Raw genomic sequence first — 21,598 nt, 5'->3', positions numbered from 1 at the left:
GCGTTTCCGACTCTATCAGACCGTTTTCCGATCCGATTTCCTCGGTGCTTTCCAGGTTCCCGCTCCGCTTTCGCTTCGCGTTTCCCTTTCCGGCGGTTCCGACTTTATCAGAAGTTCTCAGCCGGTCTGACCGGGCTTCGCTTTCCGATTTATCGGGGGCTTCTTCGTAATCGATACCGATTCCGGAAGCAGATAGATGTTCACTGCCGCCCATCTGGACCAGGTCCAGCTCCAGGCAACTGTTCGAATCTACCTCCCCACCCGCTCCGTGTCAACGGCTCCGGTGGGGCGAAGAGGAGACTAGCAGCTCAGCGGGCCGAAACGCACATCAGGCGGCTGTCGGCACGGTGGCGCTTCGCTCGGTCGGCGCCACGTCTCCCGTGTCACCTGCGCGCACAGCACGGCCGCCCAGGACGTAGACGTAGGCCAGGAAGGCCAGTTCCACCGCGATGCCGATGCCGATGCGAGCCCAGGTGGGCAGGCCGGAGGGGGTGACGAAGCCTTCGATCGCGCCGGAGACGAACAGGACCAGGGCCAGTCCTATGGCCATGCCCACCGCTGCCCGTCCCTCCTCGGCCAGGGCTGTGCGGCGCGAGCGCGGGCCCGGGTCGATCAGGGTCCAGCCGAGACGCAGTCCCGTACCGGCAGCCACGAAGACCGCCGTCAGTTCGAGCAGGCCGTGCGGCAGGACCAGGCCGAGGAACGTGTCGAGCCGGCCGGCCGAGGACATCAGTCCGATCCCGACCCCCAGGTTGAGCATGTTCTCGAAGAGGACCCACAGGACCGGCAGTCCCAGGAAGACGCCCAGGACGAGGCACATGGCGGCGGCCTGGGCGTTGTTCGTCCAGACCTGGGCGGCGAAGGCGGTCGCGGGGTGGTCCGAGTAGTACGTCTCGTACTCGCCGCCGGGACGGGTGAGCTGTCGTAGCTCAGCAGGAGCCGCGATGGTGGCCTGGACCGCCGGGTGCGTGCCGATCCACCAGCCCAGGAGGGCGGCGACGGCGACGGAGAGGAGTGCAGTGGGCACCCACCAGTGCCGCGCTCGGTAGACCGCCGCGGGGAAGCCTTCCAGCAGGAACCGGGTGACGTCCCGCCATGAGGCCCGGCGGGTTCCGGTCACCGCTCCGCGCGCGCGGGCCACCAGCTGGCTCAGCCGACCCGTCAGCAGTGGGTCGGGGGCGCTGGAGCGGATCAGCGAGAGGTGAGTGGCCGCACGCTGATAGAGGACGATCAGTTCGTCGGCCTCCGTGCCGGTGAGGCGGCGCCGACGGCCGAGCAGTGCTTCGAGGCGGTCCCACTCGGCTCGGTGGGCGGAGACGAAGACGTCCAGGTCCATCGTGTCTGCCTGCTCCTCGGCTGGTTGGTCGACTGTCCGCCGGATGTGTCGGCTTGTCCTACTGCGACGCGACGGCCCTCAGCTTGGCAGACTGGCCGTCTTCGGGGCAGGCCAGGGAAGGGCGGCGGGGCGTGAGCGAGCTGGTGACGGGTGAGGCGGTGGCGCTGGAGCTGCGTCCGGCGAGGCTGCCCAGCAGGGCGCTGGCCGTACTGCTCGACCTCGTCGTGGCGATGGCCGTCTACGTCCCGGTGAGCGTGGGGCTGCTGGCTGCCACGGCCTCGCTGGACGCGGCGGCGCAGATCGCGCTGTCGATCGCGACCTTCCTGCTCGTCCTCGTGGGTGGGCCGATCGCGGTCGAGACGCTCAGTCACGGGCGCTCCCTGGGCAAAGTGGCGTGCGGGCTGCGTGTCGTCCGGGACGACGGCGGGCCCATCCGGTTCCGGCATGCGCTGGTGCGTGGCGCGATCGGCGTGGTGGAGATTCTGATGACGTTCGGGGTCGTCGCCTGCATCGCTTCGCTGGTGTCGGCGCGGGGGCGGCGGCTGGGCGACGTGTTCGCGGGGACGCTCGTCGTGCGGGAACGGATACCGGCCGGGCAGGCGGTTCCGGCACCGCCTCCGCCGCCGTGGCTGGCCGGGCGGTTCTCGGCGCTCGATCTGTCGGCTGTGCCGGACGGGCTGTGGCTGGCCGTGCGCCAGTACCTGACGCGGATGGGTCAGCTGGACCCGCAGGTCGGCTGGGGCATCGCGCAGCGCCTCGCCGCCGACCTCTCCGCGTGCACCGGTACTCCGGCGCCGGCCGAGGTACCGCCGGCGATGTATCTGGCAGCGGTGTTGCAGGAGCGGCAGGTCCGGGAAGCCCGGCGGGCGTTCGGGAACTCTTCGGCCGACGTCCCCGCGGCGCAGCCGCGCGTCGCGCCGCCGGCGTCTTCGGCTCATGCTCCGGCACCGGCTCCGTCGCCTGCCGTTCCGCAGCCGCCGGTGGCGCCGCCTCCGGCGCCTGTCGCGCCTCGGGGGCCGGGCGGGGGCGAGCCGCCCGCCACGGGCTTCGTGCCGCCCTCGTAGGCCCGGGCGGCCGGAGGTCCGGTTGGCGCTCGTCGCAGGGCCGGTGGGGGGCTCGGTCCGCGCTCAGGCCTCGAAGACGGACGGCGGTGACTGGAGGTCCTCCAGCTCGACGCCGGGGGCGGCCAGGACGACGTCGCCGGCGAGGTGCACCGTGTGCCGTTCGCCCGTGTCCAGGGCTGTGACCTGGTATTCGTCCACGGCCAGGGGGCCGTTGTCAGTGGCGTGTGTTTCTCTTTTCACCAGGGCCCAGGACTGGTCCACGGTGCGGGGGGCGAGGACCGGATCCGTGAAGGTGACGAGGCGTACGCGGGTGGCGGAGGCCGAGGGGGTGAGGCGCAGGAGACGAGCGGTGGCGACGAGGAACGCGGGGGACGTGCCGGTGAAGGCGTGGGCGCGCACATTGCCTTCGGTGGCGTGGGTTCCGGTGGGGTCGGTGCGCACCCAGGTGAGGCCGTCGAGGGCGGCGCCGCGCACCTGCCAGCCGCCCGCGTGCAGTTCGAGACGGAGGGGGCGGCCGAGCGCGTCGAGTGCGAGATCGACCGAGCCGCGGTGATCGCCCGAGGGGGAGGTGACCTGGGAGACGTAGCGCCAGCCCGAAGGGCCCGGTGCGCACTGGAAGTGTTCTTCCGCGAAGGGGGTGTGATCGTGCGGATCGTGGAGCGAATAGCGGCCGCGAGGCATGGGGGTCCTGGGGCTTGACGGGCCGGTCCGGTCAACGGGGCAGGCCCCCGGCACGGGGGTGCGGGGGCCTGTCTCGGAGGACCGGGGATCCGGTGGACCGGGCGAGCCTGCGGTGTGGCTCGCGGGTCGGTCCGTGGGAGCGGTCAGTAGCGGTAGTGGTCCGCCTTGTACGGGCCGTCGACCTCCACGCCGATGTACGACGCCTGCTCGGGACGGAGCCGGGTCAGCTTCACGCCGAGCGCGTCGAGGTGGAGGCGGGCGACCTTCTCGTCGAGGTGCTTGGGCAGCACGTAAACGCCGGTCGGGTACTCGTCGGGCTTGGTGAACAGCTCGATCTGGGCCAGGGTCTGGTCCGCGAAGGAGTTGGACATCACGAACGACGGGTGACCGGTGGCGTTGCCCAGGTTGAGCAGGCGGCCCTCGGACAGCACGATGATCACCTTGCCGTCCGGGAAGGTCCAGGTGTGGACCTGCGGCTTGACCTCGTCCTTGACGATGCCGGGGATCTTGGCGAGGCCGGCCATGTCGATCTCGTTGTCGAAGTGGCCGATGTTGCCGACGATCGCCTGGTGCTTCATCTTCGCCATGTCGGAGGCGAGGATGATGTCCTTGTTGCCGGTGGTGGTGACGAAGATGTCGGCGGTCTCGACGACGTCGTCCAGGGTCGTGACCTGGTATCCGTCCATCGCCGCCTGCAGGGCGCAGATCGGGTCGATCTCCGTGATGATCACGCGGGCGCCCTGGCCGCGCAGCGACTCCGCGCAGCCCTTGCCCACGTCGCCGTAGCCGCAGACGACGGCGGTCTTGCCGCCGATCAGGACGTCGGTGGCGCGGTTGATGCCGTCGACCAGGGAGTGCCGGCAGCCGTACTTGTTGTCGAACTTCGACTTGGTCACCGCGTCGTTGACGTTGATCGCCGGGAACAGGAGGGTGCCGTCGCGCTGCATCTCGTACAGCCGGTGCACGCCGGTGGTGGTCTCCTCGGTCACGCCGCGGATCTCGGAGGACAGCTGGGTCCACTTCTGGGGGTTCTCACCCAGGGTGCGGGTCAGCAGCTGGAGGATGACGCGGTGCTCGTCGGACTCGGCGGTGTCGACCGGGGGGACCTTGCCGTCCTTCTCGTACTCGACGCCCTTGTGGACGAGGAGGGTGGCGTCACCGCCGTCGTCGAGGATCATGTTCGGGCCGCCGGTGGCGGCGTCGGGCCAGGTCAGCGCCTGCTCCGTGCACCACCAGTACTCCTCCAGGGACTCGCCCTTCCAGGCGAAGACCGGGATGCCCTGGGGGTTCTCCGGGGTGCCGTGGGGGCCGACCGCGATGGCGGCGGCGGCGTGGTCCTGGGTGGAGAAGATGTTGCAGGACGCCCAGCGGACGCGGGCGCCGAGGGCCGTGAGGGTCTCGATGAGGACGGCGGTCTGCACGGTCATGTGCAGGGAGCCGGTGATGCGGGCGCCCTTCAGCGGCTGCTTCTCCGCGTACTCCTTGCGGATCGCCATCAGGCCGGGCATCTCGTGCTCGGCGAGGGTGATCTCCTTGCGGCCGAACTCTGCCAGGGACAGGTCGGCGACCTTGAAGTCCTGTCGGCTGTCGACAGTCGTCATTACGGGCTGCTCCTCGGGATCGGGTCGAGGTGGGTACGGCTGACCTGCGCGGCGGCGGACACAGGGGTGCCCGAGGAGGACACAGGCATGCCCGCGTGCGCGCAGCGCAGTCCGTCGGAGGCCCTCTCTCCCTCGGCCGGCCCGTCCTCGGGCCGCCCGACCGCCATCAGCAGCGACGTCTGGCTCCGTCCCAAGCTACACCGCAGTGCCCTGCGGCCCCAGTCCGCCTCCGCACAGATCGGGCCGTTCGTGGATCAGTGGCCGCCGCCGTGCGGGTTCGGTCCGCCGGGGGTGGCCTCGGGGTCCGCTCCCTTGGCGGCCTCCGCCTCGCTGTAGATGTCGGGTTCGAGGTAGATGACGCGGGCGATGGGGACGGCGGCGCGGATACGGGACTCGGCGGCGTCGATGGCGGTGGCGACCTCGGCGGCGGTGTCGTCGTGCCGCACCGCGATCTTGGCGGCGACGAGCAGTTCCTCCGGACCGAGGTGGAGGGTGCGCATGTGGATGATGCCGGTGACGGTGTCGCCGTCGATGGTGGCGGTCTTGATCTTCTCGACCACGTCGGCGCCTGCGGCCTCACCGAGCAGCAGTGACTTGGTCTCGGCGGCCAGTACGAGGGCGATCAGGACGAGCAGCACGCCGATGCAGACGGTGCCGATGCCGTCCCAGACGCCGTCGCCGGTGAGCAGGGAGAGTCCGACGCCGCCGAGGGCGAGGACGAGGCCGATCAGGGCGCCGAAGTCCTCCAGGAGGACGACGGGCAGCTCGGGTGCCTTGGCGCGGCGGATGAACTGCGCCCAGGAGAGCTTGCCGCGCAGTTCGTTGGACTCCTTGATGGCCGTGCGGAAGGAGAAGCCCTCGGCGCAGATCGCGAAGGTGAGGACGGCCACCGGCCAGTACCAGTTCTCCAGTTCGTGCGGGTGGCTGATCTTCTCGTAGCCCTCGTAGATGGCGAACATGCCGCCGATGGAGAACAGCACGATGGAGACCAGGAAGGCGTAGATGTAGCGCTCGCGGCCGTAGCCGAACGGGTGCTGCTCGGTCGCCTCGCGCTGGGCCTTCTTGCCGCCGATCAGCAGCAGGAACTGGTTGCCCGAGTCGGCGACCGAGTGCACGCCCTCGGCGAGCATCGACGAGGAGCCGCTGAAGGCGAAGGCCACGAACTTCGATACCGCGATCGCGAGGTTGGCGCCGAGTGCCGCCACGATCGCCCTGGTTCCGCCTGACGCGCTCATGTGTTCGCGTTGTCCCTTCGCCTTCGTGTCACCTTCGTACGGGGTGTGTACGTGTTCGCACACCTTCGTGCGCCTTCGTACGGGTCGAACGCCCCTGTTGCGCACGTGTCCGTGCCCGGCCTCGCCCTTTGCCCGCCCTTTGCCGGTGGGTCATTGTTGCAGCCCCGCCGGGCAGCGGTACGTCAGGTCACCACAGGCCCGGGCGCGCACGTCAGGCAGGTCAGACGACGACCGTCGCGCGGAAGAGCGTGCCGGCACCGGCGACCTCGGCCTTCTCGCCCGCCGGAACGAACACGGAACCGCCCGGGGTGAGTTCGTGCTCGCCCGCCCGTACGGAACCGGCGGTGCAGAGCAGGATCTGCGGGGTGCGCAGGGTGAGGTCGTGGGCCGGGGCGCCCGCCGGGAGGACGTAGCGGGACAGCCTGAACTCGTCGATGGGCGTCTCGTAGACCTCCTCGCCGTCCCAGGCGGCCTCGGGGCGCAGCACGCCGGGGTCGCCCGCCTCGAAGCGGACGATGCGCAGGAGTTCGGGGACGTCGACGTGCTTGGGGGTCAGGCCGCAGCGCAGGACGTTGTCGGAGTTGGCCATGATCTCCACGCCGAGGCCGCTGAGGTAGGCGTGCGGGATGCCGGCGCCGAGGAAGAGTGCCTCGCCGGGCTGGAGGCGGACGTGGTTGAGGAGCATCGCGGCCAGGACGCCCGGGTCGCCGGGGTAGTGGTGCGCGATGCCCGCGTAGGGGGCGTGGTCGCCGCCGAGGCGGGCGCAGGCGGTGGCGGCCTCTGTGACCGTGCGGGTCATCTCCTCGGGGTCGGCGGTGAGGATCGCGGTCAGCACCTCGCGCAGGGCCGCCTCTTCGGGATGGGCGCGCAGCAGGTCGACGTAGGGCTTGAGGGAGTCAACGTCGAGGGCGGCGAGCAGGTCGGCGGCCTCGCCGGGGGCACGGAAGCCGCACAGGCCGTCGAACTCGGTGAGCGCGCAGATCAGTTCCGGCTTGTGGTTGGCGTCCTTGTAGTTGCGATGCGGGGCGTCGACGGGGACGCCGCGGCGCTCCTCGTCGGCGTAGCCCTCCTTGGCCTGGCGGAGGTCGGGGTGGACCTGGAGGGAGAGGGGGGCGCCGGCGGCGAGGATCTTGAGCAGGAAGGGCAGGCGGGGGCCGAACTTCGCGACCGCCTCGGCGCCCAGTTCCCGCTCCGGGTCGGTGTCGATGACCTCGACGAGGGTGCCGCGCGCGGTGCGCGAGGGCGCGCCCGGGTGGGCGCCCATCCACATCTCCGCCTGCGGTTCGCCGCTCGGTTCGACGCCGAGGAGGTGCGGGATGGCGGTGGGGGAACCCCAGGCGTAGGGGCGGATGGTGTTGTCGAGGCGGTCCATGCGCTTCTCTCTGCAGTTCTGGTCAGCCACCGCACCCCGTCGTACGGCGATCCGGGCGTCCAGGTCGTGTCGGGCCGGTCGTGTCCGGACGGGCGTGTCCGGACGGTCGTGTCCGGACGGTTGTGTCCGGACGGTCGTATCGGGCCGCTCGTCTCGGGTCGGGTCCTGGAGTCAGGCCCTGGAGGCGAGCGACAGGTAGACGGCGGTGAAGTCCGTGACCGCGATGAGTTCCGCGAGGCTCTCGATCTCGCCGCCGGGCTCCGGTTCCAGCTCGCTGATCGGCGTGTCGTGGCTGAGGGCCAGGTCACGGGCGGAGGGGGCGGCGGTGAGGCCGCCGAGCGGGCGGTCGCGCAGCAGCACCACGCGGGCGTGCAGGGCGGGCGGCTCGTCGACGCGGTCGCGGAAGAAGTCGTCGGGGTCGGCGCTGGCGGCCAGCGGGCCGGCGAGCAGGGCGCCGTGCGCGGCGAGCCCCTCGGGGAGTTCGGCGACGGCGGCGGGGATGCCGGACAGTTCGGCGAGAACGGCGGCGAACCGGCGGCCCGCGGGGCCTGCCGCGACGCCCTCGGTCCAGATCACCGGCAGGGCGTCGGCGAGTTCCGCGGCGAGGGTCTTGGCCGGATTGCTGTACGTGGCGATGGCGGGTCCGCAGCGCTCTGCGATCTGGTCGAGCCGGTCGGCCGCGGCTTCCAGGGCGTCGGGCGGGGCGGTGAGCAGGCCGACGCGGTCCAGGAGCGCGAGCAGCGGGGTCAGCAGCGCCCAGAGCACACCGGGTGCGGATCCGGCGAGGGGTTCGTCGTGGTCGTAGGGGGCGGTCGCCATCGGGATGAACAGGCCGTGGACGCCTTCCATGGACTCGGCGAGCGGGGTGTGGGCCGGGGCGACGGCGACGACCGTGCAGCCGCGGCGGTAGGCCTGGTCGGCGAGGGCGGACAGGCTCGGCTCGGTGCCGTCCGGGGTGGCGATGAGCAGCAGGTCCACGGAGCCGGCCCAGCCGGGCAGTTCCCAGCGCAGGGCGCCGGAGGCGGAGGCGACGCCGGTCGGGGCCAGCCGGGTGACGGGGCTGCCCGCTCCGGCGAGGGTGCCGAGCAGGTCGGCGGCGTGGGTGGCGGCGGCGCCGGGGCCGGCGATCAGAACGGCGCGCGGGCGGCCGTCGGGCTTGAGGCCGCCCACGCCCGCCTCCGCGGCGTGCCGGGCGGCGGTGCGGACGCGGGCGCCGGCCTCGGCCGCACCGCGGAGCAGTCCGCGGTGGTCGGCGGCGGCGAGCGCCTCCGGGGCGTCGAGCAGCGATTCGTCGAGCATGGGCGGCAGCCTCCGATCGGGTGCCGAACGCCGGGCACCGGGGCGTCGGAACGTCGGGTGGTCGGGACGGCGGGGCATCTGGACTGCGGGTCGCGGACGGCGGGTGGGGCTGGTCGGCGGTAGGCCGTTGGGCGGTAGGCCGTTGGGCGGTAGGCCGTTGGGCGGTAGGCCGTTGGGCGGTAGGCCGTTGGGCGGGCTCGCGGACCGGGGTCGGGCCGGTCCGCGGGAGCCGGGCGACGGTGGGCGGGGGCCGGGCGGGCGGTCTTCCGGGGGCCGGGCCGCGGGCTCGTGTCCCGGCGCCGGCAGGTCCTCCGGTCGGCGGCGGCCGGGCCTCGCGCCGTCGGGGCGGCGGTCCGGCGGGGGTCAGGCGGGGCGGCGGGCCTCGTCGACGAGCAGCACGGGGATGCCGTCGCGGACCGGGTAGGCCAGCCCGCAGTCCTGACCGGTGCAGATCAGCTCGGTGTCCTGCTCCTCGAGGGGGGCGTGGCAGGCCGGGCAGGCGAGGATCTCCAGGAGGCCGGCTTCGAGCGGCATGGGGGTTCCCTTCGGGACGCGGGGTGCGTGTGTGGTTGTACGGACGTGCCTGGTCAGCGTACCGCCGGTCGGGGGCCCGGTGGTGGGGGTCGGCCCGGCTGGTGCCCGCCGGTGTCCTGCAGGTGTTCGGCCGGTGCCTGCCGGGGGCTGCCGGTGCCTCAGCCCCGGATGATCTGCAGGACTTCGTCGCGGACCTCGGCCATCGCCGCGGCGTCACGCGCCTCCGCGTTGAGCCGGAGCAGCGGTTCCGTGTTGGAGGGGCGCACGTTGAACCACCAGTCGGCGGCGGTGACCGTCAGGCCGTCGAGTTCGTCGAGGGTGACGTCGTCGCGGCCGGCGTAGGCGGCCCTGAGCGCGGCGAGGCGGCCGGCCTGGTCGGCGACCGTGGAGTTGATCTCACCGGAGCCGGTGTAGCGGTCGTACTGGGCGACGAGGGCCGACAGGGGGCCGTCCTGGCCGCCCAGCGCCGCGAGGACGTGCAGGGCGGCCAGCATGCCCGTGTCGGCGTTCCAGAAGTCCTTGAAGTAGTAGTGCGCGGAGTGCTCGCCGCCGAAGATCGCGCCGGTCCTCGCCATCTCGGCCTTGATGAAGGAGTGGCCGACGCGGGTGCGCACCGGTGTGCCGCCGTTCTCCTTCACCACCTCCGGGACCGACCAGGAGGTGATGAGGTTGTGGATGATCACGCCCCGGCCGCCGTGCCGGGCCAGTTCGCGGGCGGCGACCAGCGCGGTGATCGCGGACGGGGAGACCGGCTCGCCGTGTTCGTCGACGACGAAGCAGCGGTCGGCGTCCCCGTCGAAGGCGAGCCCGAGGTCGGCGCCCTCCTCGCGGACCCGCTTCTGCAGGTCGGCGAGGTTGGCCGGATCGAGCGGGTTGGCCTCGTGGTTGGGGAAGGTGCCGTCCAGCTCGAAGTACAGGGGGACCAGGTCTACGGGCAGGCCGGTGAGGACCGTGGGCACGGTGTGGCCGCCCATGCCGTTGCCCGCGTCGACGACGACCTTCAGAGGGCGGATGGTGGTCACGTCGACGAGGGAGCGCAGATGTGCCGCGTACTCCTCCAACGTGTCGCGCCGGGTGACGGTTCCCGTGCGCGCCGCCGGTTCCGGGGCGCCCGACTCGCGCCAGCGCTCGGTCAGTTCGCGGATCTCGGTCAGCCCGGTGTCCTGGCCGACGGGTGCGGCGCCCGCGCAGCACATCTTGATGCCGTTGTACCGCGCCGGGTTGTGCGAGGCCGTGAACATCGCGCCGGGCAGGCCCAACGCGCCCGAGGCGTAGTACAGCTGGTCCGTCGAGCAGAGTCCGATCTCTGTGACGTCGACGCCGAGCCGCGCCGCGCCGCGGGCGAAGGCGCGGGCCAGGCCGGGTGACGAGGGCCGCATGTCGTGCCCGGTCACGATGGCGTCCGCACCGGTCACCTCGGCGAAGGCCGCCCCGAACAGTTCGGCGAGCGACTCGTCCCACTGGTCCGGGACCACCCCGCGCACGTCGTACGCCTTGACGATCTGCGACAGATCAGCAGCCACGGCCAACCCTTCTGAAGTCCCTATCGGTCCCCACAAACTACCCGTCCCGGACGCCGCGGCCGACGCACGAGGCGAGTGGCGGGTGACGGGTGGCGTGGGAGGGGGACCGCGCCGAGCGGGGCGGAACGCGCGGCGGAGGATGGGGAGAACGGGGACGTCGTGCCCGACCAGGGCCGTGGTGAACGGTTTTGTCAGTTGTCCGGCGAGCGCAGGACCCGCAGGTGGCCGCGGCGCGCGACCTCCATCGGGTCGGCCCCGCGGGCGCCGCCGCCACCGGCCTCGGCCGCCCGCTCCTGAGGACGGGCCGCCTCGCGCACGGCGTTGGCCAGCGCCTCCAGGTCGTCGCCGCTGGGCCGGGCGGGGGCCGAACCGTCGAGGAGCCGGACGACCTCCCAGCCGCGCGGGGCGGTGAGGCGCTCGGAGTGTTCGGCGCACAGGTCGTAGCAGTGCGGCTCGGCGTAGGTGGCGAGCGGGCCGAGGACGGCGGTCGAGTCGGCGTAGACGTACGTCAGCGTCGCTACGGCGGGACGGCCGCAAGCGGTGCGCGAACAGCGACGTACAGGGCTCACGACGTTGGACGGTACCGCACTCTTGAGCGGGCCGCGACGACTCTCCACCAGGTCACTCCCCCGTGTCGTGCTGTGAAACACCCCACACACTCCTTCCGACACACCCTACTGACCTGCGCGGACGGCGGATGTCGGGGTCTCGAACACCTCTTGTTCCGGTCACGATTGGGTACGAACACCGTCAATTGCCTTGAGTTCGGCGGTCCCGGAGAGATACGGAATCGAGTCCGAGCTTGGCCGGAACCGGCCTCGGGTGACCGGTCTCCACGCGGACGCCACGGTGCCGGGACGGCATCCGGAACGAGGCGCGGGGGCCTGCCCGGGACTACCCTTCACCAGTGATGGACAACCGTGTACCGCCCCCTGGCGCCGCGCCCGGGCCCCGACGACGTGATCGCCACGGCCGGGGCATGCGCGGCCCGATCGCCCCGCCGCAGGTGCCACTGGCCGCGAGCCGTGCCGAGGCGTTCGCGGACCTGGTGCAGGACTCCGTGGATCGGCTGGAGCGGCGGTGGCCGCAGCTGGCCGACATCGACTTCCTCGTGCTGGAGGTGCCGCGTCCGGCCGGGCCGGGCCAGGCCTGGAGCGACGAGCCGGTGCCGCTCGGCGACACCGTTCCCGCCGCTGAGGGGCGCCGGGCGCGGGTGGTGGTCTACCGGCGGCCGGTGGAGATCCGCAGCAAGGGCCGTGACGAGCGGGCCGCGCTGGTACACGAGATCGTGGTCGAGCAGGTGGCCGAGCTGCTGGGCCTGACCCCGGAGACGGTGGACCCGCGCTACGGGGAGGACTGAGCGTCGGCCCGGCCGGCGCCTCGCGCAAGTCCGTGAGCACGGCACCGGCGCGAGCCGGGCGGCCCGGCTCGCGCTCACGGCTTCTGCAGGACCGTCACGTCCTCGTCCGTGTGCGGGACCGAGACCGTCCCGCGGTCGTCCGGCAGGGTCTGGACCGTGAAGCCGGGGGCGCCCTCCACCGTCGCCGTGAGGGTGCGCGCCCCGTAGACCGGACCGCCGGACAGGCACTCCACCGTGAGGGCGTACGTGCCCTTCAGGCCGGCCGGGCGGGGCGGGGTGATGTCCTGGGTGGTGCCCGCCTTGACGGAGTACGTCTGCGACGCCGCCGTCCCGCCGTCGGTACCCGCCGACGCGGTGACCTTGACCTGCGCGGCGGCGGTGGGGGCCGTCAGGGACAGCGTGGACCCCTTCGCGCTGTTGTCGGCGGACGTCGCCCGGGTGCCGACCGGGCCGGACGCCGGGATGAACGCCGTCTCCTGCTTGCTCCCCTTCCCCCGGGTCACCCGCAACGCGGCCACCACCGGCACGGGTGACGAGGCCTGGGTGAGGACCAGTGAGCCCGCCTCCCCGCGTGTGACGTCGCCCAGGTCCACGGCGGCCGTGGTGCCACCCTTCAGGTGCACGGTCTCGTGCCCGGCCGGGGTGATCAGGCCGGTGGGCGAGGCCAGCTTCACCTTCAGGTCGGTGTCGGCGTCGGCGGGCGTGAAGGCGATCAGCCGCACGGAGGTGGCGTCCTTCGGGATGCCCGGCAGCACCAGGTCGGCGGCCGGGTCCGCGGCGGCCGCCAGCCAGTCCCCGCCGTTCTTGTCGTCGAGGGCCTGCACCGCCGCGCCGACCCTGCCGCTGCGCACGCTCACGTGCACCGTGAGGTCTTCCTGCCGCGTGTCGCCGAGGGTGGACAGCAGGACGGCCTCGCTGGAGCGCGGGGCGACGGTGATGCCCTCCCCCGCTGTCGACTTCACGGCGCCGTCCTTGCCGTACAGCTCGATGTCCACGACGGCGGCGGAGTCGTCGGGGTTGGTCAGGTGGACGTAGTCCGAGCGGCCGGAGGCGGTGCTCGCGCCGGGGAACCAGAACTCGGTGTCCGGAGCGGTGCAGTCCACGCCCAGCAGGCCGCGTCCGGCGCCCGCCGCCACCTCCGTGGTCTGCTGCATGGTCCAGCCGGGCGCGAACTTGCCCTCGGCGGTGCCGATCAGCGCGGGCGCGTCCCCGCCCGAGGTGTCCCCGGCGACCGGCGTACCGGGCGTCTTGGGCTGCAGGGCGGGCCGGCCGGCCTTGTTCTTGCCGCCGTCCTTCCCCTTGCCCTTGCCTGAGGAGCCGCCGTCCGACTGCTCGGTGGCGGGCTGGAGTTGCGCCTTGCCGTCGCTGCCCGTCCCCTTCGTCACAGGGGTGAACGAGGTGTACGAGGTGTCGGCTATGTCGGAGCTGCTCGGTGCCGGGCAGACCAGGGTGGTGCGTTCGACGGGGAGCTGGGCGGCGGCCTTCGCGGGGCCGGCGCCTGCCGCGTCGGGGCTTTCCAGCGCGGCGAATCCGGTGACGGCGGCGAGCGCGGCCACACCGGCGATCAGGGACAGGGTCGTGCGGTTCACTGCTGGCTCCCGTCGGGGCGCTCACTGCCGTTGCCGTGCGGGTGGTGCTGCTGTGCGGGGTCGTACGGCTGCTCGCCGTACTGCCGTTCGCCGTAGGGCTGCTCTTCGTAGGGCTGCTCCCCGTACGACTGGGGGTAGGTCTGGCCGTAGGAGGCGGGCGCTGCCTGGCCGCCGCCGTACGCGTACGGGTCGTACTGGCCGCTCTGGTACGGGTCGGCCTGGCCGCCCTGGTACGTCTGGTCGTACGCGCCCGCCGGGTACTGCTGGGGCTGGGCGGCGGCCTGGTACTGCTGGTCGCCGTAGGCGCCGTAGTCCGCGCCCGCCGGAGCCCCGGCGTAGGCGGTGGTGTCCCACTCGCCGTAGGACTGCTGGTGCGGTACGGCGGCCGGGGCGCCCTCCGCCGGCGCGGGCGCACTCTCCGGGTCCGGTGCCGCTGTCTCCTGGCCGGGGTCCTCGGACTCGGCCTGGGCGCGCAGCCGGCGGACCCGGCGGCCCTCGCCGGTGACGGCCTGCGCGGGTACGGGCTGCTCCTCGGGCAGGTCGTCGTCGACGTCTCGGCGGCGGCCGGGCAGGGCGAGCACGACGAGGACGACGGCGAGGGCGCCCTGGACCCACAGCCAGGCGGTGCGCCCGAGCGGGGCGTCGAAGGTGACGTCGAGCCTGCCGCCGGAGGCGGGGAGCTGGAAGCCCTGGGCCCAGCCGTCGACGGTGGTGCGGGTGAGCGGCTTGCCGTCCAGGGTGGCGGTCCAGCCCGCGGCGGCGGAGTCGGCCAGGCGCAGTACGCGGCCCGCGGAACCGGACGGGATGGTGGTGTGGATCTCGACGGGACCGGCGGCGACGGGCTGCGCGGCGGCGGTGCCCGAGCCGGAGGCGGTGCCCTGGGCGGGCAGGACGGCCGCGCGGGAGACCTCCTGGTTCACACGCCACAGGGCGCTGCCGTCCTGCTGGCTGAGCCGGGACAGGCCGGGGGTGGTGTCCAGGACGCGGCTGATCTCGCGGGGGGCGCCCTTGTGGACGAGGACGTAGCGCACGGCGAAGCCGCCGAGCTGGCCGGCCTGGTCGGCGCCCGAGCCGGCGACCAGGTTGGCGACGACCTTGTCGAGTCTGCTGTTCCCGCCGTCCGCCGAGACCAGTTCGGCGTCGCCCATGCGCACGCCGGAGCCGCGCACGAGCATGTAGCCGACGTGGGCCGGGGAGTCGCTGTCGAGGACCAGGGTGCGGGCCTGGTCGCGGGTGCTGCTCTCCTCGGCGACGAACGCGGGCACCTGCACGGGGTCGCGCCGCTCCAGCGGGCCGTCGGCGCCGCGGATCATCCAGCCGGCGACGACGAGCAGCGGGCCGGCGGCCGAGGCGAAGGCGATCAGCGCGGCGACCGGCTGGCGCCAGCCGAAGCTCTGTTCGGCCACGCGTGAGCGTGCCCCGTCGGCGCCGAGCAGGGCGGCGCTCAGCAGGGCGATGCCGTAGACGAGGGTCGCGGGCCCGGCCCAGGCGGAGCCGTTGGACAGGACGGCGAAGACGAACGACACCAGGGCCACCGACCAGGCGGCCCAGACGGCGAACTGGCGCTGCGAGCGCAGCAGGGCGGCGAGCGCGGCCAGGACGATTCCGATGAGCATCAGCCCGTGCACGGTGCCGGGGCCGCCCGGGGTGGCGCCCAGCAGGTCCAGGGCGGAGGCCGCCGAGGAGCCGTACTCGAGACCGGCCTCCTTGAAGAAGCCGGACGGCAGCAGCGTCAGCGACCAGGGGGCGAGCAGCAGCAGCGGGGTGAGCAACTGGGCCAGGAAGCGCAGCAGGTGGGCCACGAGGTCGCGGCGGCGCACGGCCAGGACGGCGAGGCCGAGGACGAGCGCGATGGGCCAGACGATGGGCGTGAAGGCGGTCGTGACGGTCAGCAGGAGGGCGTACGCCCAGGTGGCGCGCCAGCTGCCGCGCGCGCCGGGGGGTGCGGTGAGGCCGCTCGCCGCGATGCCCGCGCGGGCGATCAGTGGCAGCAGGACGGCGAGCACGGCGGTGCCGACGCGTCCGCCGGCCAGTGCTCCGGTGGTGGCGGGCAGGAAGGCGTAGGCGACAGCCGCCCAGGCGCGCAGCAGGCGCGAGGGGACGAGGGGACGGGAGGCGAAGTACGCGGTGAACCCGGCCAGGGGCACCGAGCCGACGAGCACGACGGTGACGGCGAGGCCCGTGGAGCCGAGCAGCAGGGACGCGAGCAGCGCCATGATCGCCAGGTAGGGCGGCGCGGAGGTCGTGCCGCCGGAGCCGACGGGGTGCCACGCGTCCAGGTAGCGCGACCACAGGTCGCCGGAACCGGCGGGGGCGGGCAGCAGGGCACCGCCCGCGAGGGCGCCGCCGCCGAGCAGGCCGCGGCAGGCGATGAGGGAGACGAGCAGCAGGGCCAGGAAGAGCACCGGGCCCGGTTTGCGGGCGATGCGCTTGAGGCGCGCGAACTGCTCGATCTCCAGGTAGTCGGCGTCCTCGCCGCCGGGTCCCGACTCGACGGCGCCGCCGTGCCGGCCCGCGGCCGAGGCCTCCGGGTCGGAGCTGCCGACGAGGTTGCCCGCGACCTGTTCGACGGTGGCGCGGACGGTTGCGCCGGGCGGCGGGAACAGGGCGCGCAGCTCGCCCTTGTCGATCTGGGAGGCGCCGCGTACGCGCCGGCCCGCGATGATCCGCTCGGGACGCAGCAGGGTGCCCGCCAGGCCGCGGATCTCGTCGAGGGCCTGTCCGGGGACCTTGCCGACGAGGTAGGCGACGGTGCGCAGCACGGTGCCGAGGACGATGCGTGCCAGCACCCAGGGCAGTGCCGCCGTGCGGGTGTTGACGAGGAGGGTGTAGACGGCGCCGGCCTTGTCGACCTTGTGCGGGGAGGCGGCGGTGCGGCCCACGCAGTCGACGGTGCGGCGCTCGCGGGAGGCCGCCTCGGCATGGCGGACGACGGCGTCGGGGGCGACGAGGACGCGGTGGCCGGCCGCGTGGGCGCGCCAGCACAGGTCGACGTCGTCGCGCATCAGGGGCAGCCGGCGGTCGAATCCGCCGAGCTGTTCGAAGATGTCACGCCGGATCAGCATGCCGGCGGTGGACACCGACAGGACCGGCCGGACGTGGTCGTGCTGGCCCTGGTCCTGTTCGCGGCGGTCCAGGCCGGTCCAGCGGCGGCCGGAGTTGGCGATGCTGACGCCGACTTCGAGGAGTTGGCGGCGGTCGTACCAGCCGCGGAGCTTGGGGCCGACGACGGCCACGTCGTCGCGGCCGAGTTCGTGCTCGTTGTCGACGACGCGCAACAGCTGGGCGAGGGCGTCGGGTTCGGGAGCGCAGTCGTCGTGCAGCAGCCAGAGCCACTGCACCGGTTCGCCGTGCGGGAGGTCGGGCAGGTCGTAGGCGTCGTCACGCCAGCTGCGGGTGACGGGGTCCCAGCCGCTGGGGCGCTTGAGGTAGGGCAGTTCGTCCGGGGTGAGGTGCGGGGCGGTGCGGACGGCATCCTCGACGGCCTGGCCGAAGCCGGTGCGGCGGGCGAGGTGGAGCACGTGGTCGTCGCCGAGGGCGTCGCCGAGGACCTGGGCGGATGTGTCCGCGCTGCCGGTGTCGGCCGCGACGGCGTACTGCACGGGGCGTTCCTGGCCGAGCAGCCCGGCGACCGCGTCGGGCAGCCAGCGGGCGCCGTCGTGGGAGACGAGGACGGCGGTCACGACGTGCCGCGGGAACTCCGGCGGACGGTCCGTCTCGGACTGCGCGGCAGCGAACTGCGTGGCGCGCGGGGGGTCCGACGGCGGTGCGGCGTCGTAGTGGGCTGCCGTATGGCTGTGCACGGACATCGAGATACACGGCCCCGGTTCGGTGGGTGCGGTGGACGCCTGTGCCGCCTGGGGCAGCGGGGCGTCTCGGACGAGCGACCACACTACTGGCTGGCCATGACGGCGGCCCGCCGCCTGTGGATAACCCACCTGCGACGGGCCGTTCGTGAGGATTCTGGGGGGATGTGCGGTGCCCGGCGTCCCGGTCGGCGGTCAGACCGCGGCCTTCTTCAGGCGGCGCCGTTCCCGCTCGGAAAGGCCGCCCCAGATGCCGAAGCGTTCGTCGTTGGCGAGGGCGTACTCGAGGCATTCGGAGCGGACCTCGCAGGCGAGACAGACCTTCTTGGCCTCGCGGGTGGAGCCGCCCTTCTCGGGGAAGAAGGACTCGGGGTCGGTCTGGGCGCACAGCGCGCGCTCCTGCCAGCCGAGTTCCTCGTCCGCGTCGTCGACCAGCAGTTGCTGCACCAGCTCGGTCATGTGCGCCCCTCGTCTGTCTTTCGCGTCCCCGTGATGTAGCCGTTACCGATACCGGCTGAACGACACGAGTGAAATTACAAGTGTGCTGCTCCGGGCGAGTCAAGCCGAGATCTGCTATTGAGCCCCTTATTCACTCTGCGGAACCAAGGCCATGCGGAAAGTGTTCAAATCGGCATAAACCTTGACACACAGCCGGGGGCTCGAAGGCCGCCCGCCCCGCACGGGCTCCCGTCGGAGCCCGCAAAGGGAAGGACGCCCAGGCCTTCGATCCCGTTCCGGACCGTGCGCCGAAGCGAAGCGGATCACATTCGGATCACGGGATCGCAACGGGGCTTGCGCGCCCGGCATGTGCGCCATGTGTCCCGGTCTCCCGCTGAGCAAACCTTTCATCTGAGAGATGAACCGGATGAGGTGAAACAGGTCCCACATTCCGGGCCGCGAGTTGACAGCCCTGGTGTGAACCGATGTCCTTGTGGGCATGCTCGCGAACTCGGTACTCACCTCGACCCGCACCGCCGGGTCCCACGGTGCTGCCCGCGCTCGCTGTAGCTGTCGCCGCTGCGGCTGTTGAGCCCCGCGCCCCGCGCGCCCGCTCCAGTCGCCGTCCGGGCCCCCTGCGCGGCCCGGCGCCCGGTCCGCCGATCCGCGGTCCTGCCGATCGCCGATCTTCCCCGAGCTTCTCCGAGCTTCCTTCGAGGAACCACCGCACCTCATGAACAGCGACAGCGACCTCCAGATCGCGGGCGACCTCCTCGAGGTCCCGCACCTCCTCCAGGCACCGCGCGAGCACCCGGTCACCGTGGCCGAGTTCGTCGGCCTGGCCAGGTCCCTCGCGGCCGACCGCGCCCAATGGGAGCACCTGGTCCGGTACGACGCGACGACCCGCTGGTACCACCGGCTGCGCGCCGCCCCCGGCTACGAGGTCTGGCTGCTGTCCTGGGTGCCGGGGCAGGGCAGCGGAGTGCACGACCACGGCCGCTCCTCCGGGGTCCTGACCGTCCTGGACGGCACCCTGACCGAGCGCACCCCGCGGGGCACGCGCGCGCTGGAGGCCGGTCAGCAGCGCGTGTTCGCACCGGGATACGTGCACGAGGTCGTCAACGACGCGCTGCGCCCGGCCGTCAGCCTGCACGTCTACTTCCCGGGCCTGACCGAGATGCCCATGCACCCGGCGCACACGGCGCACACCGCCGCCCGGTGCGCCGCCGCCCCCGACGCCCGGGAAGCGGCCGCCGCCGTCAACGCCTGACCCGCGCCCGGGCGGTCGCGTGCCCTGCTCCGTTCCGTCCGCGCGAGGCGTCGCGTTCCGTCCGCGTGAGGCGTCGCGTGCCGTCCGCGTGAGGCGTCGCGTGCCGTCCGCGTGAGGCGTTCCGGGCGTCCGCGTGTCCCGTTGTCGTACCCGCCTGCCAGACTTGGGCCATGCGCATTGTGGTTCTGGCAGGCGGCATCGGCGGTGCCCGTTTCCTGCGCGGTCTGAAGCGGGCCGTGCCGGACGCGGACGTCACGGTCATCGGCAACACCGGCGACGACATCCACCTCTTCGGGCTGAAGGTCTGCCCGGATCTCGACACGGTGATGTACACGCTCGGCGGCGGCATCGACGAGGAACAGGGCTGGGGCCGGGCGGAGGAGACCTTCCACCTCAAGGAGGAACTCGCGGCCTACGGCGTCGGGCCCGACTGGTTCGGGCTCGGCGACCGGGACTTCGCCACACACATCGTGCGGAGCCAGATGCTCGGCGCGGGCTATCCGCTCAGCGCGGTGACCGAGGCCCTGTGCGACCGGTGGAAGCCCGGGGTGCGGCTGATCCCCATGTCCGACGACCGGGTCGAGACGCACGTCGCGGTGGACATCGACGGCGAGCGCAAGGCGGTCCACTTCCAGGAGTACTGGGTACGGCTGCGGGCGTCGGTCCCGGCCGAGGCGGTCGTGCCGGTCGGCGCCGAGCAGGCCAAGCCCGCACCGGGCGTCCTGGAAGCCATCGCCGAGGCGGACGTGATCCTCTTCCCGCCGTCCAACCCCGTCGTCTCCGTCGGCACCATCCTCGCCGTGCCCGGCATCCGGGAGGCCATCGCCGAGGCCGGTGTGCCGGTGGTCGGCCTGTCCCCCATCGTCGGGGACGCGCCCGTGCGCGGGATGGCCGACAAGGTCCTCGCCGCCGTCGGCGTGGAGTCCACCGCCGCGGCGGTCGCCGAGCACTACGGTTCGGGGCTGCTCGACGGCTGGCTCGTCGACACCGTCGACGCGGGGGTGGTGGAGCGGGTCGAGGAGGCCGGGATCCGCTGCCGGGCGGTGCCGCTGATGATGACCGACCTCGACGCCACCGCGCAGATGGCGCGGGAGGCGCTGACGCTGGCGGAGGAGGTACGGGGAGCATGAGCGGCACGCCGTCGGCAGGCGCCGGCGCAGCGGCGCCCGCGTTCCGCGCGTGGGCCCTGCCCGGGATGCCCGAGGTGGCACCGGGCGACGACCTGGCCAAGCTGATCGCCGCCGCGGAGCCCGCCCTGGCCGACGGGGACGTGCTCCTGGTCACCTCGAAGATCGTCTCCAAGGCGGAGGGACGCGTCGTCGAGGCCGCCGACCGGGAGGCGGCGATCGACGCCGAGACCGTACGGGTCGTGGCGCGGCGCGGGCCGCTGCGCATCGTGGAGAACCGGCAGGGCCTGGTCATGGCGGCGGCCGGTGTCGACGCGTCCAACACCCCCTCCGGCACGGTGCTGCTGCTCCCCGAGGACCCGGACGCCTCCGCGCGGGCGATCCGCGCCGGTCTGCGCGCCGCCCTCGGGGTCGACGTCGCCGTCGTCGTCACCGACACCTTCGGCCGCCCGTGGCGGGCCGGGCTCACGGACGTCGCCATCGGCGCCGCCGGCCTGCGCGTCCTGGACGACCTGCGCGGCGGCACCGACGCCCACGGCAACCCGCTCAGCGCCACCGTCGTCGCCACCGCCGACGAACTCGCCGCCGCGGGCGACCTGGTCAAGGGCAAGGCCGCGGGGCTGCCCGTCGCCGTGGTGCGCGGGCTGGGGCACGTGCTCGTGGCGGACGACGGCGCCCCGGGCGCACGGGCCCTGGTGCGCGACGCACGCGACGACATGTTCCGGCTGGGCACCTCCGAGGCCGTACGGGAGGCGGTGACCCAGCGGCGGACCGTGCGCTCCTTCACCGACGAGCCCGTCGACCCCGGTGCCGTACGGCGCGCGGTGGCCGCGGCGGTGACCGCGCCGGCGCCGCACCACACGACGCCCTGGCGGTTCGTGCTGCTGGAGTCCGAGGCGTCGCGGACCCGGCTGCTGGACGCGATGCGCGAGGCGTGGATCGCCGATCTGCGGCGGGACGGCAAGAGCGAGGAGTCCGTCGCCAAGCGGGTCCGCCGCGGGGACGTCCTGCGCCATGCCCCGTACCTGGTGGTTCCTTGCCTGGTCATGGACGGCTCGCACAGCTACGGCGACGCGCGGCGCGACGGGGCCGAGCGGGAGATGTTCGTGGTCGCCGCGGGCGCCGGCGTGCAGAACTTCCTGGTCGCGCTCGCCGGGGAACGGCTCGGCTCGGCGTGGGTGTCCTCGACGATGTTCTGCCGGGACGTGGTGCGCGAGGTGCTGGCCCTGCCGGCGCACTGGGACCCGATGGGGGCGGTGGCGGTCGGTCATCCGGCGGAGCCGCCGAGTCCCCGGCCCGAGCGGGACGCCGGGACGTTCGTCGAGGTGCGGTGAGGCGGCCCGGCCGGCGCGGGTGACCGCTT

General features: G+C 73.1%; 18 protein-coding genes. 5 read left to right on the top strand and 13 right to left on the bottom strand.

Annotated features, from left to right (window positions below; genetic code table 11):
* The coding region (locus AB0G56_RS33245) for a hypothetical protein (protein ID WP_360976955.1) at positions 1-214 on the bottom strand (214 nt) is incomplete at its 3' end.
* A 114-nt stretch (positions 215-328) separates the two neighbouring features.
* Positions 329-1,336 (bottom strand): stage II sporulation protein M, encoded by a 1,008-nt coding sequence (locus AB0G56_RS33240; protein WP_360976952.1) that lies wholly within the window; start codon positions 1,334-1,336, stop codon positions 329-331.
* A 131-nt stretch (positions 1,337-1,467) separates the two neighbouring features.
* Here AB0G56_RS33240 and AB0G56_RS33235 point away from each other — a divergent pair, with 131 nt between their 5' ends.
* Positions 1,468-2,400 (top strand): RDD family protein, encoded by a 933-nt coding sequence (locus AB0G56_RS33235; RefSeq protein ID WP_360976949.1) that lies wholly within the window; start codon positions 1,468-1,470, stop codon positions 2,398-2,400.
* Positions 2,401-2,463: 63 nt separating this feature from the next.
* On the opposite strand, the gene AB0G56_RS33230 is transcribed toward AB0G56_RS33235, so the two are convergent.
* The 8 genes from AB0G56_RS33230 to AB0G56_RS33195 all read right to left on the bottom strand — a co-directional run bounded on the left by AB0G56_RS33230 (position 2,464) and on the right by AB0G56_RS33195 (position 11,262).
* Positions 2,464-3,081 (bottom strand): hypothetical protein, encoded by a 618-nt coding sequence (locus AB0G56_RS33230; protein WP_360976946.1) that lies wholly within the window; start codon positions 3,079-3,081, stop codon positions 2,464-2,466.
* Positions 3,082-3,224: 143 nt separating this feature from the next.
* Positions 3,225-4,682, bottom strand: a complete 1,458-nt coding sequence (gene ahcY / locus AB0G56_RS33225) for an adenosylhomocysteinase (RefSeq protein ID WP_360976943.1) — start codon at positions 4,680-4,682, stop codon at positions 3,225-3,227.
* 254 nt (positions 4,683-4,936) lie between these two features.
* Positions 4,937-5,917, bottom strand: coding sequence for a cation diffusion facilitator family transporter (locus AB0G56_RS33220; RefSeq protein ID WP_360976941.1), 981 nt, complete (start codon positions 5,915-5,917; stop codon positions 4,937-4,939).
* Between the two features lie 220 nt (positions 5,918-6,137).
* Positions 6,138-7,289, bottom strand: a complete 1,152-nt coding sequence (gene manA, locus AB0G56_RS33215) for a mannose-6-phosphate isomerase, class I (protein WP_360976938.1) — start codon at positions 7,287-7,289, stop codon at positions 6,138-6,140.
* Positions 7,290-7,460: 171 nt separating this feature from the next.
* Positions 7,461-8,588 carry an SIS domain-containing protein gene (locus AB0G56_RS33210; RefSeq protein ID WP_360976935.1) on the bottom strand — a complete coding sequence of 376 codons (1,128 nt, stop codon included), beginning with the start codon at positions 8,586-8,588 and terminating at the stop codon, positions 7,461-7,463.
* 363 nt (positions 8,589-8,951) lie between these two features.
* On the bottom strand, positions 8,952-9,122 hold the full coding sequence (locus AB0G56_RS33205; protein WP_078936097.1) for a Trm112 family protein: 171 nt from the start codon (positions 9,120-9,122) through the stop codon (positions 8,952-8,954).
* Between the two features lie 158 nt (positions 9,123-9,280).
* Entirely contained in the window at positions 9,281-10,645 is a 1,365-nt protein-coding gene (locus AB0G56_RS33200) for a phosphomannomutase/phosphoglucomutase (RefSeq protein ID WP_360976932.1), read from the bottom strand.
* 191 nt (positions 10,646-10,836) lie between these two features.
* Positions 10,837-11,262 (bottom strand): DUF3499 domain-containing protein, encoded by a 426-nt coding sequence (locus AB0G56_RS33195; protein ID WP_360976929.1) that lies wholly within the window; start codon positions 11,260-11,262, stop codon positions 10,837-10,839.
* Positions 11,263-11,555: 293 nt separating this feature from the next.
* Here AB0G56_RS33195 and AB0G56_RS33190 point away from each other — a divergent pair, with 293 nt between their 5' ends.
* Positions 11,556-12,005: a metallopeptidase family protein gene (locus AB0G56_RS33190; protein WP_360976967.1), complete on the top strand. Its 450-nt coding sequence runs from the start codon at positions 11,556-11,558 to the stop codon at positions 12,003-12,005.
* A gap of 74 nt (positions 12,006-12,079) precedes the next feature.
* On the opposite strand, the gene AB0G56_RS33185 is transcribed toward AB0G56_RS33190, so the two are convergent.
* From AB0G56_RS33185 to AB0G56_RS33175, 3 genes are all read right to left on the bottom strand, one after another.
* Positions 12,080-13,594, bottom strand: a complete 1,515-nt coding sequence (locus tag AB0G56_RS33185) for a DUF5719 family protein (RefSeq protein WP_360976926.1) — start codon at positions 13,592-13,594, stop codon at positions 12,080-12,082.
* On the bottom strand, positions 13,591-17,403 hold the full coding sequence (locus AB0G56_RS33180) for a glycosyltransferase family 2 protein (protein WP_360976925.1): 3,813 nt from the start codon (positions 17,401-17,403) through the stop codon (positions 13,591-13,593). Before AB0G56_RS33180 ends, AB0G56_RS33185 begins: the two co-directional genes overlap by 4 nt.
* Positions 17,404-17,595: 192 nt before the next feature.
* Positions 17,596-17,859 carry a WhiB family transcriptional regulator gene (locus tag AB0G56_RS33175; protein ID WP_003975777.1) on the bottom strand — a complete coding sequence of 88 codons (264 nt, stop codon included), beginning with the start codon at positions 17,857-17,859 and terminating at the stop codon, positions 17,596-17,598.
* Positions 17,860-18,571: 712 nt separating this feature from the next.
* Here AB0G56_RS33175 and AB0G56_RS33170 point away from each other — a divergent pair.
* The 3 genes from AB0G56_RS33170 to AB0G56_RS33160 all read left to right on the top strand — a co-directional run bounded on the left by AB0G56_RS33170 (position 18,572) and on the right by AB0G56_RS33160 (position 21,569).
* Positions 18,572-19,108 carry a cysteine dioxygenase family protein gene (locus AB0G56_RS33170; protein WP_360976922.1) on the top strand — a complete coding sequence of 179 codons (537 nt, stop codon included), beginning with the start codon at positions 18,572-18,574 and terminating at the stop codon, positions 19,106-19,108.
* 170 nt (positions 19,109-19,278) lie between these two features.
* The gene (cofD, locus tag AB0G56_RS33165) at positions 19,279-20,238 is read left to right on the top strand and encodes a 2-phospho-L-lactate transferase (RefSeq protein WP_360976919.1); all 960 of its coding nucleotides are present in this window, start codon (positions 19,279-19,281) and stop codon (positions 20,236-20,238) included.
* On the top strand, positions 20,235-21,569 hold the full coding sequence (locus AB0G56_RS33160; protein WP_360976916.1) for a coenzyme F420-0:L-glutamate ligase: 1,335 nt from the start codon (positions 20,235-20,237) through the stop codon (positions 21,567-21,569). The genes cofD and AB0G56_RS33160 overlap by 4 nt, the downstream gene beginning before the upstream one ends.
* The last annotated feature ends 29 nt before the right edge of the window (positions 21,570-21,598 follow it).

This window comes from Streptomyces sp. NPDC021356, assembly GCF_040641015.1.
Lineage (GTDB): Bacteria > Actinomycetota > Actinomycetes > Streptomycetales > Streptomycetaceae > Streptomyces.
Note: the sequence above shows the minus strand (reverse complement) of the source record. Positions and strands in the feature narration are given on the sequence as shown.

Excerpts from the sequence above, each read along its gene's own strand:
- AB0G56_RS33240 (WP_360976952.1), bottom strand. The coding sequence starts at position 1,336 with ATGGACCTGGACGTCTTCGTCTCCGCCCACCGAGCCGAGTGGGACCGC.
- AB0G56_RS33230 (WP_360976946.1), bottom strand. The coding sequence starts at position 3,081 with ATGCCTCGCGGCCGCTATTCGCTCCACGATCCGCACGATCACACCCCC.
- ahcY (WP_360976943.1), bottom strand. The coding sequence starts at position 4,682 with ATGACGACTGTCGACAGCCGACAGGACTTCAAGGTCGCCGACCTGTCC.
- AB0G56_RS33220 (WP_360976941.1), bottom strand. The coding sequence starts at position 5,917 with ATGAGCGCGTCAGGCGGAACCAGGGCGATCGTGGCGGCACTCGGCGCC.
- manA (WP_360976938.1), bottom strand. The coding sequence starts at position 7,289 with ATGGACCGCCTCGACAACACCATCCGCCCCTACGCCTGGGGTTCCCCC.
- AB0G56_RS33210 (WP_360976935.1), bottom strand. The coding sequence starts at position 8,588 with ATGCTCGACGAATCGCTGCTCGACGCCCCGGAGGCGCTCGCCGCCGCC.
- AB0G56_RS33205 (WP_078936097.1), bottom strand. The coding sequence starts at position 9,122 with ATGCCGCTCGAAGCCGGCCTCCTGGAGATCCTCGCCTGCCCGGCCTGC.
- AB0G56_RS33190 (WP_360976967.1), top strand. The coding sequence starts at position 11,556 with ATGGACAACCGTGTACCGCCCCCTGGCGCCGCGCCCGGGCCCCGACGA.
- AB0G56_RS33180 (WP_360976925.1), bottom strand. The coding sequence starts at position 17,403 with ATGTCCGTGCACAGCCATACGGCAGCCCACTACGACGCCGCACCGCCG.
- AB0G56_RS33175 (WP_003975777.1), bottom strand. The coding sequence starts at position 17,859 with ATGACCGAGCTGGTGCAGCAACTGCTGGTCGACGACGCGGACGAGGAA.
- AB0G56_RS33170 (WP_360976922.1), top strand. The coding sequence starts at position 18,572 with ATGAACAGCGACAGCGACCTCCAGATCGCGGGCGACCTCCTCGAGGTC.
- cofD (WP_360976919.1), top strand. The coding sequence starts at position 19,279 with ATGCGCATTGTGGTTCTGGCAGGCGGCATCGGCGGTGCCCGTTTCCTG.
- AB0G56_RS33160 (WP_360976916.1), top strand. The coding sequence starts at position 20,235 with ATGAGCGGCACGCCGTCGGCAGGCGCCGGCGCAGCGGCGCCCGCGTTC.